Source organism: Saccharopolyspora elongata (assembly GCF_004348985.1).
Classification (GTDB): domain Bacteria; phylum Actinomycetota; class Actinomycetes; order Mycobacteriales; family Pseudonocardiaceae; genus Saccharopolyspora; species Saccharopolyspora elongata.
Genome location: NZ_SMKW01000101.1, coordinates 14,866 through 28,863, shown reverse-complemented (window position 1 = coordinate 28,863; position 13,998 = coordinate 14,866). Strand labels below are relative to the sequence as shown.

The 13,998-nt window shown below is 67.2% G+C and carries 13 protein-coding genes and 1 pseudogene; 7 read left to right on the top strand and 7 right to left on the bottom strand.

Going from position 1 to position 13,998, the window contains the following annotated elements; translation table 11 throughout:
• Positions 1-452: 452 nt before the first annotated feature.
• Positions 453-614: a hypothetical protein gene (locus tag E1288_RS41125; RefSeq protein ID WP_235884165.1), complete on the top strand. Its 162-nt coding sequence runs from the start codon at positions 453-455 to the stop codon at positions 612-614.
• 16 nt (positions 615-630) lie between these two features.
• Positions 631-1,062, top strand: a complete 432-nt coding sequence (locus tag E1288_RS41120) for a M23 family metallopeptidase (RefSeq protein WP_235884164.1) — start codon at positions 631-633, stop codon at positions 1,060-1,062.
• A gap of 118 nt (positions 1,063-1,180) precedes the next feature.
• Here E1288_RS41120 and E1288_RS41115 read toward each other — a convergent pair.
• The 4 genes and pseudogenes from E1288_RS41115 to E1288_RS49400 form a co-directional block, all read right to left on the bottom strand.
• Positions 1,181-2,019: pseudogene (locus E1288_RS41115) on the bottom strand (IS5 family transposase).
• Between the two features lie 43 nt (positions 2,020-2,062).
• On the bottom strand, positions 2,063-3,001 hold the full coding sequence (locus E1288_RS41110; RefSeq protein ID WP_132494081.1) for a toll/interleukin-1 receptor domain-containing protein: 939 nt from the start codon (positions 2,999-3,001) through the stop codon (positions 2,063-2,065).
• A 247-nt stretch (positions 3,002-3,248) separates the two neighbouring features.
• Complete coding sequence (locus E1288_RS41105) at positions 3,249-3,761, bottom strand: integrase core domain-containing protein (protein ID WP_207954840.1); 513 nt, start codon at positions 3,759-3,761, stop codon at positions 3,249-3,251.
• Between the two features lie 123 nt (positions 3,762-3,884).
• The gene (locus E1288_RS49400; protein ID WP_132494080.1) at positions 3,885-4,982 is read right to left on the bottom strand and encodes a helix-turn-helix domain-containing protein; all 1,098 of its coding nucleotides are present in this window, start codon (positions 4,980-4,982) and stop codon (positions 3,885-3,887) included.
• Between the two features lie 11 nt (positions 4,983-4,993).
• On the opposite strand from E1288_RS49400, the gene E1288_RS41095 reads away from it, so the two are divergent.
• Positions 4,994-5,584 (top strand): LysR substrate-binding domain-containing protein, encoded by a 591-nt coding sequence (locus E1288_RS41095; RefSeq protein ID WP_132494079.1) that lies wholly within the window; start codon positions 4,994-4,996, stop codon positions 5,582-5,584.
• Positions 5,585-5,668: 84 nt separating this feature from the next.
• Here the strand turns inward: E1288_RS41095 and E1288_RS41090 are convergent, their stop codons facing one another.
• From E1288_RS41090 to E1288_RS41080, 3 genes are read right to left on the bottom strand one after another with little or no spacing between them, the layout of a single operon-like run.
• On the bottom strand, positions 5,669-7,153 hold the full coding sequence (locus E1288_RS41090) for an aldehyde dehydrogenase (RefSeq protein ID WP_132494078.1): 1,485 nt from the start codon (positions 7,151-7,153) through the stop codon (positions 5,669-5,671).
• A 26-nt stretch (positions 7,154-7,179) separates the two neighbouring features.
• On the bottom strand, positions 7,180-8,499 hold the full coding sequence (locus E1288_RS41085; protein WP_132494077.1) for an MFS transporter: 1,320 nt from the start codon (positions 8,497-8,499) through the stop codon (positions 7,180-7,182).
• Positions 8,496-9,902, bottom strand: a complete 1,407-nt coding sequence (locus tag E1288_RS41080; RefSeq protein ID WP_165968533.1) for an FAD-binding protein — start codon at positions 9,900-9,902, stop codon at positions 8,496-8,498. Before E1288_RS41080 ends, E1288_RS41085 begins: the two co-directional genes overlap by 4 nt.
• 149 nt (positions 9,903-10,051) lie before the next feature.
• On the opposite strand from E1288_RS41080, the gene E1288_RS41075 reads away from it, so the two are divergent.
• Genes E1288_RS41075 through E1288_RS49395 form a run of 4 tightly spaced genes read left to right on the top strand, consistent with a single transcriptional unit; the run spans position 10,052 to position 13,975 of the window.
• Positions 10,052-10,828: an IclR family transcriptional regulator gene (locus tag E1288_RS41075; RefSeq protein ID WP_132494075.1), complete on the top strand. Its 777-nt coding sequence runs from the start codon at positions 10,052-10,054 to the stop codon at positions 10,826-10,828.
• Complete coding sequence (locus E1288_RS41070) at positions 10,825-12,030, top strand: CaiB/BaiF CoA transferase family protein (RefSeq protein ID WP_132494074.1); 1,206 nt, start codon at positions 10,825-10,827, stop codon at positions 12,028-12,030. Before E1288_RS41075 ends, E1288_RS41070 begins: the two co-directional genes overlap by 4 nt.
• Positions 12,027-12,869: a citryl-CoA lyase gene (locus E1288_RS41065; protein WP_132494073.1), complete on the top strand. Its 843-nt coding sequence runs from the start codon at positions 12,027-12,029 to the stop codon at positions 12,867-12,869. The genes E1288_RS41070 and E1288_RS41065 overlap by 4 nt, the downstream gene beginning before the upstream one ends.
• Positions 12,866-13,975 (top strand): aconitase family protein, encoded by a 1,110-nt coding sequence (locus E1288_RS49395; protein WP_268952021.1) that lies wholly within the window; start codon positions 12,866-12,868, stop codon positions 13,973-13,975. Before E1288_RS41065 ends, E1288_RS49395 begins: the two co-directional genes overlap by 4 nt.
• Positions 13,976-13,998: the final 23 nt, after the last annotated feature.

The following is a 13,998-nucleotide window of genomic DNA, read 5'->3' as shown; positions in this document are numbered from 1 at the left end:
CCCGCAAGCCGCACGAAGATCAGGTAGAGCAGACGTAGTGACATGGCCCGAGATCATGCCCTGTCTGCCGGGGACACCGGAATATGCAGGTCGCAGGCCGTGAACCGACTTGTGGAACCCCACAGGTCGCGTCCAGGCCGCGCAGTCGTGCTGCCTCGGCCATCGCAGCCTCCGAGATCGGGCGGCGAGTCTTGTGGGAACACGGCCGGGCGTCCGAGAACGACGCCAGCGCGGCGCGTTCCAGGGCCACGACGTGCCCGTCATGCGGCGGCGATCGTGGCGTCGTCGCCCAGGGTGCGCCACCAGCGTTGCGCTGCGGAGTGGTTGGCCTTCTCCACCACGCCCTTGCGGTTCCCGCGCCGTGACGGGCAGATATCGACCGCGACCCCATAGTCGCGATGGCGGTGTGCTTCCGTCGGGCGCGCAGGCGGGTGTCGCGCGATACAACCCCCATGACGCGATCCACACCGCCGCGTACTTATGCGACTCGGGGAGCACGCGACGGCCACGGCATCTACGGCGCGATCTTCACCTACAACCATGCCGACTGGTACGTGCGCAAAGTCCTTGACCAGGCGAACGCCTACAAGGCGGTACAACAGAGCACGCCCTAGCGAGGTGGATAGGGTCGTGCCGACGCACGACACATGCAGCTCGGGATTCGGATCACGCGGTGGCGACTTTCACCGAGGTCAGGACATCGCCACGTCCATCGGCACCCCGATCGTCGCGGCAAGTTCAGGCACTGTCATCGACTCTGGTCCAGCCAATGGCTACGGACTCTGGGTACGCATCCAGCACGCCAACGGGGGCATCACGGCCTACGGACACAACGACCGCAACCGCGTTCAGTCAGGCCAGACTATCCAAACAGGACAGGTGATCGTCGAAGTTGGCAATCGTGGGGAATCCACTGGACCGCACCTCCACTTCCAGATCGAAACCGGCGGCCAGCCGACCGATCCGATCGCGTTCTATCGAGGACAGTCAGCCCCACCGCTGGTGTGGTTGATCAAGTGGCGCATTGCCAGCTTCCTACGCGTCGGTCCGCCGACCGCTTGAATCGCGCTACCGTAGGCTCGACTCCTCTGACACCTCGGTGCCCCCCATCTGCAATGAATGCTGGGCAGACCCGAACGACTCCCGGCGTTCCCGAAGATCAAGCGCCCTCTTAGGGTTCCTAACAAAGGGTCTTGATGTGTCGGTAGCAGATGATGCAGGTGGCCAGGCCGAGGAACGCTTCGTGGATGTCGTCGCGGCGTTCCCAGCGGATGCGGAGGCGTCGCATGCCGTGGTACCAGGCGATTGTGCGCTCGACGACCCACCTGATCACGCCGAGTCCGGAGCCGTGGCCGGTTCCGCGTTCGGCGATCTGCGGGTCGATTCCCTTGGCGCGCAACTCGTCCCGGTGTTGGGCGGAGTCGTAGGCGCGGTCGGCGTACAGCGCGTCGGGTCGGCGGCGGGGGCGCCCGCGCTTGCCTCGCACGGGCGGGATTGCCTCGACCAGCGGGAGGAGCTGGGTGACGTCATTGACGTTGCCGCCGGTCAGGCTGAATGCCGTCGGAATGCCGCCGCCCTCGGTGATCACGTGGTGCTTGGAGCCTGGCCGGGCGCGGTCGACCGGGCTCGGGCCGCTTTTGGGCCGCGTCGCGCCGCCCGCACATGCGAGCTGTCGATCACCGCACGCGACCAGTCCAGCTTCCCGGCCGCGTTCAGCTCGGCCAAAAGCTCCTCGTGCAGCCGCTGCCACACCCCGGCCTCGTTCCATTCCGCCAGGCGCCGCCAGCAGGTCATTCCGGATCCGAACCCCAGCTCCTGGGGTAGGAACTCCCACTGGATCCCGGTATGCAGCACGAACAGGATGCCCTGCAAGACCAGCCGGTCCGGCAGCCGCTTGCGGCCCAGCTTGGGCAGCGCGTTCTCCCAGCGCGGCAACAACGGCTCGATTCGCTCCCACAGCTCGTCGGACACGATCCATGGCGGCTGCTCACCCTTCTTCACACGATCATGATCAACCATCAGGGAATGCCAGTCACTACAAGTGATCATTCTGTTAGGAACTCTAAGTAGCTGCTTCGCGGTATGCCTGGGTAAGTGCGTCGAGGAGCTCAGGCGAAACGTCACGCGTGGTGGTGCCTTGACCGACCCGGGATCTGATCAGGGATTCCACGACTGGGATCGAGTCGGGCGCGAAGCGTTCGAAAACGCTTCGGCTGAACTGGAGATAGGCTGTCTTGGCGTCGTTGTAGACGGTGACCAAACCGCTCTTGCCATCGATGCGGAGAAGCAGGGTTGTTCTCGTCTTTCCATAGAAGGTGGCAGGAGCGACGAGTTGTTCCTGCGCCAGCTGTTCTGCCCACTCGGTGAGACGCAGCAGCAGCTCACGTCGAGCAGGCGGATCATCTGGGATAGTCGAGCGGAACGCTGCCGAGCCGGGCACCAGCTCGGTGGTCTGCCGGATGATCATTTCGGCCGTACGGCTCGGTTTCGCGCCCCCCGGCTGTGTCGCGGGAAGTTCTCGATTTCGCAAGTGGGGTTCAAGTGATGTCAGCAGCTTACCGAGATCGCTCTCAAACGTGTCGTGCCTAACCGTTGCTGCGTTCCGTCGAACCAAGGGTCTCAACTTGGCCGGCAAGTCTGAGCTGGTCGGCATCTCGGTGCCGTCAAGTAGGACCGGGACGACCCGAACGCCATTGTGCAACGCCGTTGCGATCTCGCGAACCACCAGGTCGGTTGGTTCGTCCAACCGCCGCTTGCCTTGCTTATCGGCGATGTCCGCCCATCTGGGGCCGATCACCGCGAACAGGACCGCGCAGGAATCGAGCGCTTCCTCGATGGCGTCGATGTAGTCCAGCCCAGGAGCCAGCCCCACGTCGAAGAACACCCGGTCCTTGCCAAACCGGCTGACAGCCCCATCGCGCAGGCGCGCCGCCGCGTGCGGATCGTCGCCTCGGCGGTAACTGATGAAGATGCCTTCTCGCGGCACTTCGAACGACGACATCGACCACTCCCGAGATCAACCACTGCCCAGCATTGCACACCACGATGTGCAGCCATGTCCGGTCGGCCAGGCGTGCACAGGAGCGGAAGCAGCGTTTGCGTGGACTACCTGCTCGCATATCGGCGTCATTGGTCGGATCGGGTGAGCTTCGTGCGCTTTCGGCCGTGTTTGCGCCCCTGGGCTCGCCGCTGCCGGGCTGTGATGGCTAGTCCGACCCTGCACTTGCCGAAAACCGCATCCGTGCAGGTCATGCTGAGCGGTGGTATTCGTGGAGGATGCCACCCAGTCGATCGTGTCGACGTATGTTGAGGGGCTCGATCTGCTCTGGATCCGTGTCGGGCGTGGGCAAGGAACGTAGCGGGCGGGCGTTGGCGATGCCCTGGTGAGGCCGGTGGGAGTTGTAGAACTGTTCGAACTCGCGCAGGGCATGGAGTAGGTGGCGTTGGTTCCAGATCAAGGTGCGGTCGAGCAGCTCGCGACGGCAGGTCTGGACCCACCTTTCCATGATTGAGTTCATTCTTGGCATCTGGACGCCGCTGAGTACGACCTCGATTCCGGTTTCCGACAGGACGGTATCGAACAGGGCGGGGAATTTGCTGTCGCGGTCCCGGATCAGGAACCTTGCCCGGCAGCCGGTGTCCTCGAGGTCCATGATGAGATTCTTCGCGGCTTGGGCGACCCACGAAGCGGTCGGGTGTGCGGTGGTGCCCAGGATCCGGATCTGCCGGGTGGTGTGCTCGATGACGGCGAGCACGTACATTCTTGTTCCAGACAGGGTGACCGTCTCGAAGAAGTCGCATGCCAGCAAGGCGTCGGCCTGGGAGCGTAGGAAGTCCGCCCACGTGCTGGAGTTTGCCCCTGCCGAAAACCTCATCCGCCCTGGTCATGCGGCATGTCGGTACTCGTGGAGGATGCCGCCGAGGCGATCGTGCCTTCGTATGTCGAGTCGGTTGATCTGTTCGGGGTCGGTGATCGGGTGGGGGAGTGGGTATAGCGGGCGGGCGTTCGCGATGCCTTGATGGGGCCGGTGCTTGTTGTAGAACCTCTCGAACTCGCGTAGGGCGTGGAGGAGATGGTGCTGGTTCCAGATCAGCGTGTGGTCCAGCAGCTCTCGTCTGCATGTCTGCACCCATCTCTTCATGATGGAGTTCATGCGGGGCACACGGATCCCGGTGAGCACGACCTCGATGCCCGAGTCTTTCAGGATCGTGTCGAACAGCGCGGGGAACTTCCCGTCCCGATCCCTGATCGTGTATCGCGCCCGGCAGCTGGCGTCTTCGAGGTCCATGACGAGATTCCTGGCGGCTTGTGTCGCCCAGGATGCGGTCGGGAGCGTGGTGGCGCCCAGGATCCGGATTCGCCGGGTGGTGCGCTCGATGACGGCGAGCACGTACAGTCTCAATCCGGATAGGGTAACGGTTTCGAAGAAGCCGCAAGCTAGCAGGGCGTCGGCCTGGGAGCACAGGAACTCCGCCCAGGTGCTGGAGTTCCGTTCGGGTGCCGGGTCGATCCCCGTTTCCTTGAGGATTTCCCAGACGGTCGAGGCGGCTACTTTCACGCCCAGGATGAGCAATTCACCGTGCAGTCGGCGGTATCCCCAGCTGGGGTTCTCTTTTGCCAGGCGCAGCACCAAAGCCCGGACGGATCGGACGGTGTGTGGCCGGCCAGGGCGCTTTGGTTTGGAAAGGGCAGCGTGGCGGCGTGCGACGAGGCCGCGGTGCCAGCGCAGCACGGTGTCCGTGCGCACCAGCAGCCGCAGCTTGCGCAGCACGTTCCGTGGCAGCCGGTGCAGTAGCGCCGCCAGAAACGCTCGATCAGCTGGGGCGAACCGCGCCCTCTCTTGACCGAGGTGACGCTCTAGCACTGTGATCTGATGGCGCAAGGCGAGGATCTCGATGTTCTTGTCTCGGTCTCTCATTGGCAGCAGGCGCAGCATGGCGAACGCATTCGCCACACCCAGATAGGCCAGTCGCAACAGCACAGTCGATCACCATGCCGTGGCGCTCGACAGCAGCGAAAGCGTCCGTTCGAGCGACTACGGCTGACCTACCCGGACACCGGACACCGCCTCGCACCAGGGCGGATGAGGCTATCGGCAAGGGCAAGGTCGAGCTACTGCGCCAGGGCGAGCTCGGGTTCGGCCTGGTACGTCGGCCGATCGAGGAAGAAGCCCTGCAAACGGCTACCGTGAGCGATGAACCGCTCGGGGTGGTGGTGCACCGCTGCCATCAGCTGACGTCCCGGACCACTGTGGATTGGGCAGACCTGTCGGGGCAGAACCTCCTGTGGTTTCCCGATTCCCGGGCCCAGGGTTATGCGGCGACGATCCTGGCGCACCTCGGCCAGCAGGGCTGGACGCCGCAGGCCGTGCGCACCCGGCACACCAGTCATGCGCAGTTCGTGCACAATCTTCGCCGATCTCCGGTCGTCGCGCTGCGGTCGAAGAATGCAGTTGCCGGCATGCCCGAACTCGCGTGGTTATCGTTCGCGACCAACCCGCCGCGCGAACAACTCGCACTCGCGACGACAGCGGTCGGCACCTGGGCAGCGCTACTGGAGGCTGCGGCCGAGCTCGCCAGCTGACCCTCGCGGCATGACCGGCCGAAGGCCCGCCGACGTCGGTCAGGGCCGACGTCGGCGGGTGTGCGGATGACGGGTATCGGCGCATCACGCCCTTGGGTTGAACGGGTCGGTGATGGTGTTGCCGGTGTCGATCCAGGCGGTCTTGACCTCGGTGTACTCCTCGATGGCGTGGAAGCCGTTCTCCCTGCCGATCCCGCTCTCCTTGAACCCGCCGAAGGGCGCGACGTAGTTCGTCTTGCGGTAGTTGTTGACCCAGACGCTCCCGGCTCGCAGCCGCCGGACCATGCGGTGGGCGCGGGCGACGTCGCGGGTCCACACGCCAGCGGCGAGCCCGAACGACGTATCGTTGGCGATCCGGACGGCATCGTCCTCGTCGCGGAACCTAATCACCACGGCCACCGGCCCGAACACCTCCTCGCGGGCGATGCGCATGTCGTTGGTGACATCAGTGAAGACGGTGGGCCGGACGAAGAGCCCCTTGCTCAGCGAGGGATCGTCGGGACGCCCGCCACCGGTGACCAAGCGCGCGCCGTCGGCCTTGGCGACCTCGATGTAGTTCAGCACCTTGTCGTACTGGGCCTGGCAGGCGACTGTACCCATCTCGGTTTCCGGATCGAGCGGGTCACCGAGCTTGATCTGCACGGTCTTCTCGACCAGCGCTGTGGTGAACTCGTCGTAGATGTCGTCATGGACGAGGACGCGCGACCCCGCCATGCAGGTCTGCCCGGTCGCGGCGAAGATCCCAGCGATCACGCCGTTGACGGCGCCTGCAAGGTCGGCGTCGGGGAAGACGATGTTGGGGGACTTGCCGCCCAGTTCCAGCGACACGCGAGCGAGCCGCTCGGCTGCGGAAACCGCGATCCTCTTGCCGACGGCGGTCGAACCGGTGAAGGCGATCTTGTCGACGCCGCGGTGCTCGGCCAGGGCCGCACCCGTCGGGCCGGCGCCGGTCACCACGTTGACCACGCCGTCCGGGAAACCGGCTTCCTGGACGAGGCGGGCGAGGACCAAAGTGGACACTGGGGTGATCTCCGACGGCTTGATCACGATGGTGTTCCCGGCGGCCAGCGCGGGGCAGAGCTTCCACAGCAGCAACGCCAGCGGGCTGTTCCACGGGGTGATCGCCGCGACCACGCCGATCGGTTCGCGCACCGTGAAAACCTGCATGTTGGGCACGCTGCTGGCGAGGGTCTCGCCGAGGGGGCTTTCGGCGACCCCGGCGAAGAAGTAGCAGTGGTTGGCCAGCGCGTTCGTCTGGCCCGCTACCTCCCGGATGAGCTTGCCGTTCTCCAGCACCTGGATGCGGGCGAGCTCGTCGGCGTTCTCCTTGATGAGGTCGCCGAACTTGCGCAGCAGTGTCGCGCGCTGCAGTGGTGTCGCCCGGGACCACGGCCCTTCTTCGAAGGCACGCCGGGCGGCGGTCACGGCGTCGTCGACGTCCTCGGCGGTGGCTGCCGGGACCTGCGCCCAAGCGTTGCCGTCGAAGGGGTTGACCGATGCGAACGTGGCGCCGTCCGAGGCTTCGCGCCACTTCCCGTCGATCAGCATCGAGTAGTTCTCGGTGGCCATGTTGGTGTTTCTCCCAAACTTTCTTGTCAGGCGGAAGTGGGCAGAGCGGGTTCGGCGGCGGGTTCCGCCGCAGGTTTCCGTTGCGAGGTGCCGACAACGGCGAGGGCCGAGATGATGGCGGACGCGATGGTCAGCAGCGCGAGCGGCCACCAGCGGGTGCCGTCGCCCACCACGGCTTCGGCGATGAACGGCGTCGGAGCGCTGAAGATCAAAGCCGCCAGGGCATTGCTCAGCGCGGTGCCGCTGTAGCGGACGCGGGTGTCGAATTGGTCGGCGATGACGCTCGACACCACGGAGTAGATCGTGGCGTGGGCGCCGAGCATCATAGCGGTGATCACGACGCCGGTTGCGAAGGCGTGGCCGCCATCCATGAGCCAGAAGAACGGGAACGCCGCCGCGGCGGTGAACGCGACGCCCCCGAACAGGACGGCGCGGGCCCCGATCCGGTCGCTCAGCGCCGCCACCGCGGGCAGCATCAGGAGGTCGATGACCGCGGCGATCATGACGAGCAGCAGTGCGGTGTTGCGCGACATCCCGAGCGCGGTCGTCGCGTAGGTCAGGAAGTACACCGAGATGATGTAGAAGACGACGTTCACCGACGCTTGCAGGCCGATGCTGACCGCGAGGCCCCGCAGGGCGTGGGCGAAGACCTCGCCGATGGGCAGCCGCGCCGTTTCCCCGGCCGACTTCAGCTCCTTGAACTGCTCGGGTTCAGTGACGCCGAGCCGGATCACGAGCCCGACGGCGACGAGGACGAAACCCGCGAGGAACGGGATGCGCCAGCCCCAGCTGAGCAGCTGCTCGTCGGGAAGTGCCGAGACGGCTGACATCACGGCGGTGGCGAGGACCAGGCCGAGCGGGCTGCCCATCTGCGGAGCGGAGCCGTAGAGGCGTCGGCTGGACGTGGGCGCGTGCTCGACCGACATCAGGACCGCGCCGCCCCATTCGCCGCCTACGGCCAGCCCCTGCAGCAGGCGCAGCACGACGAGCAGGACGGGCGCCCAGACACCGATCGTGTTGTAGCCGGGCAGCACGCCGATCATCCCGGTCGATGCGCCCATGATGCCGAGGGTGGCGATCAGGGTGGTCTTCCGGCCGAGTTTGTCGCCGAGGTGCCCGAACACCGCCGCGCCGACGGGCCGGGCGATGAACGCGACGCCGAGCGTGGCGAACGAGGCCAGCCGACCGCTGTGCGCATCGACCGACGGGAAGAACAGGTCGCCGAACACGAGTGCCGCGGCGAGCCCGTAGATGAAGAAGTCGAACCATTCAATCGTGGTGCCGACGAGGCTGGCGGTGGCAGCGCGCCGGGACATCCGTCCGGCGGCCCGCGCTGGTCGTGTCATGGCCGGCTTCCCTCCGGGCAGGCCGCCGCGATCGGGGCGGAGGAGCGCGCCGCAGCGGCGTTGCCGGCGATGCGGCCGAACACGAGGGCGCGCAGGACGGAGGTAGCTCCGGGGTACTTACCGTGGTAGATGCCGGCGACCTCGCCGACGGCGTACAGGCCGGGAATCGGTTCGCCGCCGCGGCCGATCACCTGGGCGTGCTCGTCGGTCTTCAGGCCACCGAAGGTGAAAGTGATGGCGCAGGTGACGGGCCAGGCCACGTACGGCGGTTCGTCGATCGGGCGTGCCCAGTTGGACTTCGGTGGTTCGAGATCGGTCGTCGAAACCCGGTCGAGGGTGGTGATGTCGAGCGGGCCCGGCCGGGCAGCGGCGTTGTACTCGTCGACCGTGGCGACGAACTGCGCGGCGTCGATGCCGAGACGGTCGGCCAGTTCCGGCAGCGTCTGCGCGGTCTCCGGTTCACGGTCGGTGAGCACCGCGCGGGCGATGTCCTGGCGCACGAGCTTCTGGTCGGCAATGAGATAGGCGAACTGGTCGGCGTCGCTCCAGATCCGGTACGCGACGGATTCGAACGTGTTGTCCGGTGTGTCGGCGCCTTCGTCGACGAACCGCTTCCCGCGGTGGTCGACCAGGATTCCGTACGGGTAGACCATGACCAGTGCTTCGGCCGAGCGGGTGCGCGGGTCGACCGGCTCGCCGTGGAACCGGTCGAACTGGCCGTCGGTCGCGGCACCGGCGCGGATGCCCATCTCGATGCCTTCGCCCCGGTTGGCGCGCCCGCCGGGTGCGATGGGGGAGAGCTCGTGGCCGCGCTCGCCGAGATACCGGTCGAGGAGTTCGGCGCTGCCTTCGAAACCGCCGCAGGCGAGGACGACCGTGGTCGCTTCCCAGCGCGTCCCGTCCGTCGCGATGACGCCGACGACGTCGCCGCTGTTGTCTTGGACGAGGTCCTGGGCGGTCGCCTCGTACTCGATGGTGCCGCCGAGGGCTTCGACGCGTGCGGCGAGGGTTTCCACGATCGCCGCGCCACCTCCGGCGGGCATCAGCCGCGGGCCTTTCGAGGTCAGGAAGTAGGTGATGTCCGACTTGGTGGCGACCCCGTTCTCGTTGAGCCACGTCATGGTCGGCTGCGCGAGTTCGGCGAGCCGGCCGATGATGGCGGAGTCGGTCCTGCCGTCGCTCAGTTCGAGCATCCGGGAGGAGAAGTCCGCCGCCGGGGTGCCGTCCTCTTCGAGCCGGAAGAACGAGCCGGTCCACGCCGTGTTGCCGCCACGTTGGGCCTTCGACGTGCGTTCGAGCACGACGACCCGGCCGCCAGGGAAGGACTGCAGGAACTGGACCGCGGTGGCGAGCCCACCGGCCCCGCACCCGACCACGACCAGGTCTGCCTGTTGTCGATCCACGAAACTCCCTTTCTCCATCGCACCATTGAGCGGTTAACGAGTTCCGCTGAGCAGTCCAATCGGCTGCACAAAGAGCGAAACATGGGACAACGCCCGCGTCAACCCATTACGTGGTTTACATAAACCGCATAATGGTCTAGCTTGACGGCATGGTTGAGACTGGCACCGCTTCCACGCGGGTCGACGGAGGCGTGCGGAGCATCGCGCGGGCCGTCGAGGTGTTGGAGCTTTTCGACGTGGCACATCCGATCCGGCAGCTGCGCGAGCTGGTCGCGCTGACCGGGTTGCCGAAGACGACGGTGGTGCGGCTGCTGGCGACGCTCGAATCGCTCGGGCTGATCGTCGACCGGGGCGATTCCTCCTACGGGCCCGGGCCGGGTTTCCTGCGCTGGGTCAAGCTCGCGGACTCCCTCTGGGAGGTTGGTGCCGAGGCGCGGCAGATCATGTCCGGCCTGATCGACGACTGCGGGGAGACTGTCAACGTCTACATCCGGCAGGGCCTGAACCGGATCGCGATCGCCCAGGTAGAAGGAACGGCCACGGTCCGCAGCGTCGTCGAGGTAGGAGTGCCCTACCCGCTGGCCACGGGGGCCGCGGCCAAGATCCTGCTCGGCGGGGTGTCGGAGGAGGTGTTGCGCGATCTCGTCGCCCAGCGTTCCGACCTGCAGCTGAAGCCGCTGCGCCGCGAGGTCGCAAGCATCCGGGAAGCGGGCTACGCGGTGACCCACGGCGAACGCGAACTGGGTGCGTCCGCTGTAGCGGCGCCGATCGTCGCCGCGGACGGCCGGGTGATCGCGGCGTTGTCCATGAGCGGGCCGACCTCGCGGTTCACCGCGGACCGGGTCGGTCGCTACGTCGACGCCGTGACCGCCGCAGCCCGCGAGATCAGCAACGCCGGCCTCGGCCCCGTGGAGGTGTTCCTATGACCACCGACCTGCTCGAAGGCGTGCGTGTGCTCGACCTCACCAACGTGCTGGCTGGGCCGTTCGCCGGTTACCAGCTTGCGTTGATGGGCGCCGATGTGATCAAGGTCGAGACCCCGGGAACGGGGGACCTCGCCCGGCAGCTCGGCGCGGACCCGGAGCTGTCCGCCGAGCACATCGGGGTGTCCTTCCTGGCGCAGAACTCAGGAAAGCGCTCCATCACCGTGAATCTCAAGACAGCGGGCGGCAAGGAGGTGTTCGCCAAACTCGTGGCGAACGCGGACGTGCTGCTGGAAAACTTCCGGCCCGGCGTCCTGGAGCGGCTCGGGTTCGGCTGGAGCAGGTTGCGCGAGATCAACCGGCGGCTGGTCTACTGCGCCGTCTCCGGATTCGGGTCGACGGGACCGATGCGCGACAGGCCCGCGTACGACCAGGTCATCCAGGGACTTGCCGGCATCATGAGCGTGACCGGGACGAAGGAGACAGCGCCGCTGCGCGTCGGCTTCCCGGTGTGCGACAGCTTCGGCGGGCTGGCCGCGGCGTTCGCCGTCTCATCGGCCCTGATCCGCCAACGCCGCACGGGTGAAGGCGCCTTCCTCGACACCTCGATGCTCGACGCCGCGCTCACGTCGATGGGATGGGTGGTCTCGGACCACCTGATCGCCGGGCGGGAACCGGCGCCGATGGCCAACGAGAACATCACCTCCGCGCCGTCCGGGACGTTCGACACCGCTGACGGCGCGCTCAACATCGCGGCGAACAAGCAGGAGCAGTACGAAACCCTTTGCCGGGTCTTGGATCGCGAGGAGTTGATCTCCGATCCGCGCTTCGTCACCCGCGAGGACCGCAAGCGCAACCGGGACGTCCTGCGCGCGGAGCTGGAGACGTCGCTGAAGTCGCGAACAGCGGTGGAGTGGGACGAGGTCCTGCTCGGGACCGGAGTCCCCGCCGCGCCGGTGGTTTCCGTGCCGGAGGCCTTGGCCTGCGACCAGGTTTCGCACCGCGAGCTCGTCACCGCGATCGCCTCCCCCGCGGCCAGCGGCGGTGAGGTGCGGGTGCTCGGCTCGCCGACCCGGGTGGACGGTTCCCGGGTCTCCCCGGGCTCGCGGCCGCCGAAGCTGGGCGAGCACACCGACGAGATCCTGGGCGAACTCGGCTTCGGGGACGTCGAGGTCACCCGACTGCGGGAGGAGAAGGCGGTATGAGTTCCGCGCGAGAGGAGGCCATCCGCACGACCTCGACCCGCGACGTCACCGACTGGTGGTCCACGGCCGTCTCCGACATCGAGCCCGGGGTCATCCGGCTGCGGGGCTACCCAGTTCAGGACCTGATCGGCACCACCGGATTCGCGGCGATGATCTGGCTGATGGTCCGCGGTGAACTCCCCAGCGAGGCGCAAGCCGCCCTCCTGGAGAAGGCGCTCGTAGCCGCGGTGGACCACGGCCCTCAGGCGCCGTCGATCGCCGCGGCCCGGATGGCCGCCACCTGCGGCGTCGGGTTGCACGGTGCGATGTCGACCGGCGTCGGGCTGCTCGGCGACGTGCACGGGGGAGCAGGACAGCAGTGCATGGAGGTGCTCGCGGAGATCCGCGAGATGTCGGAACAGGACGGTATCGAATCCGCGGTCACCCGGAAGCTGGCGCAGTTCCGGGCGCAACGTCGGCACGTGCCCGGCTTCGGCCACCGGTTCCACCCCCGGGACCCGCGGCGCGACCCGCTCCTGCGAGCGGTCGCGGAGCAGGTCACCGCCGGCACCGTCGAGGGATGCCACCTGGCGATCGCGGTGGAACTGGAACGGCAGTTGGCAGCGGGCCGCGCCAAGCCGGTGCCGATGAATATCGATGGCGTGACGGCGGTCGTCTACGTCGAGCTCGGATTCTCACCAGAGCTGGGGCGTGGCCTGTTCATCCTGTCCCGGTCGGTCGGGATCCTGGCCCACGCCTGGGAGGAGACCATGTCCGGGCGCCGGATCAAGGGGCCGATCCCGCCCCCGTTGCTGCCGACATATGTCGGCGCTGACGAGCGCCCGGTGCGGCGGCCATGAAACTTGATTCGTTCCACGCGGTGCGCTCGTTGCAGGGCGCAACCGGCTTCGTCAGCTTGCAAGCGGCGGAGGCAGCGGGGGCGGGGCCGCTCGGCCGCCTCCCCTACGCCAGCCGTGTCCTGGTGGAGAACGTGCTGCGGCACGAGAACGGCCGAACCGTGACGGCCGATCACGTGCGCGCACTGGCCAACCGCGACACATCAGCGTCGATTCCCTTCCTACCGGAGCGGGTTCTGCTGCAGGACGCGTCGGGCCTCCCTGTGCTGGCGGACATGATCACGCTGCAGGAACGCGCCGCCGAACTGGGCCTGGATCCGGCTCTCGTCGCACCCCGCCGTCGCATGGATCTCGTCGTGGACCACGCGTTGGAGCTCGACGTCGCCGGCACGGTGGAGGCGGCCGAGGTGAACCTCAACCGCGAGTACGACCGCCACGCGGATCGATACCGGTTCCTGCGCTGGGCGCAGACGCGGTTCCCGAACCTGCGGGTCGTTCCGCCCGGCATCGGAATCTGCCACCAACTCAACCTGGAAGTGCTGGCGGACGTGGTCACTGGCCGCGGCTCGCTGGCCCGGTTCGATTCCGTCGTCGGCACCGACAGCCACACGACGATGATCAACGCGTTGTCAGTGCCCGGCTGGGGTGTCGGGGGAATCGAGGCCACCTCGGTCGCGCTCGGCGAGCCGATCCTGATCCGGGTGCCCGCGGTCGTCGGGGTGCGGCTGACCGGTGCGCTGCGGCCGGGAGTCCTGGCGACGGACCTGGCCCTCACGCTCGCCGCCACGTTGCGGGCGCACGGGGTGGTTCAGCGGATCATCGAGTTCCACGGCCCGGGCTTGGCCGGGCTACCGGTGCCCGACCGCGCCACCGTGGCGAACATGGCGCCCGAGTACGGCGCGACTATGGCGTACTTTCCCGCCGACGCCCGCACCCTGGCGTACCTCGCCCGCACCGGGCGTCCGGTCGATCCGGTTCGAGACTACCTCGCAGCGCAAGGCATGTTGTACGACTCCGAGCCGGACTACGACGACGTGCTGGAGCTGGACCTGAGCGAGGTGGACGATGGCGGGCCCTTCGCGTCCACATCAGACACTCCGTCCCGCTGACCTCTCGTCGGGCTCTTCCCGCG

What these genes read in the sequence shown, in the direction of transcription:
- E1288_RS41125 (WP_235884165.1), top strand. Translation starts at nt 453, where the DNA reads ATGACGCGATCCACACCGCCGCGTACTTATGCGACTCGGGGAGCACGC.
- E1288_RS41110 (WP_132494081.1), bottom strand. Translation starts at nt 3,001, where the DNA reads ATGTCGTCGTTCGAAGTGCCGCGAGAAGGCATCTTCATCAGTTACCGC.
- E1288_RS41105 (WP_207954840.1), bottom strand. Translation starts at nt 3,761, where the DNA reads ATGTACGTGCTCGCCGTCATCGAGCACACCACCCGGCAGATCCGGATC.
- E1288_RS41095 (WP_132494079.1), top strand. Translation starts at nt 4,994, where the DNA reads ATGCCGTGGCGCTCGACAGCAGCGAAAGCGTCCGTTCGAGCGACTACG.
- E1288_RS41090 (WP_132494078.1), bottom strand. Translation starts at nt 7,153, where the DNA reads ATGGCCACCGAGAACTACTCGATGCTGATCGACGGGAAGTGGCGCGAA.
- E1288_RS41085 (WP_132494077.1), bottom strand. Translation starts at nt 8,499, where the DNA reads ATGACACGACCAGCGCGGGCCGCCGGACGGATGTCCCGGCGCGCTGCC.
- E1288_RS41075 (WP_132494075.1), top strand. Translation starts at nt 10,052, where the DNA reads ATGGTTGAGACTGGCACCGCTTCCACGCGGGTCGACGGAGGCGTGCGG.
- E1288_RS41070 (WP_132494074.1), top strand. Translation starts at nt 10,825, where the DNA reads ATGACCACCGACCTGCTCGAAGGCGTGCGTGTGCTCGACCTCACCAAC.
- E1288_RS41065 (WP_132494073.1), top strand. Translation starts at nt 12,027, where the DNA reads ATGAGTTCCGCGCGAGAGGAGGCCATCCGCACGACCTCGACCCGCGAC.
- E1288_RS49395 (WP_268952021.1), top strand. Translation starts at nt 12,866, where the DNA reads ATGAAACTTGATTCGTTCCACGCGGTGCGCTCGTTGCAGGGCGCAACC.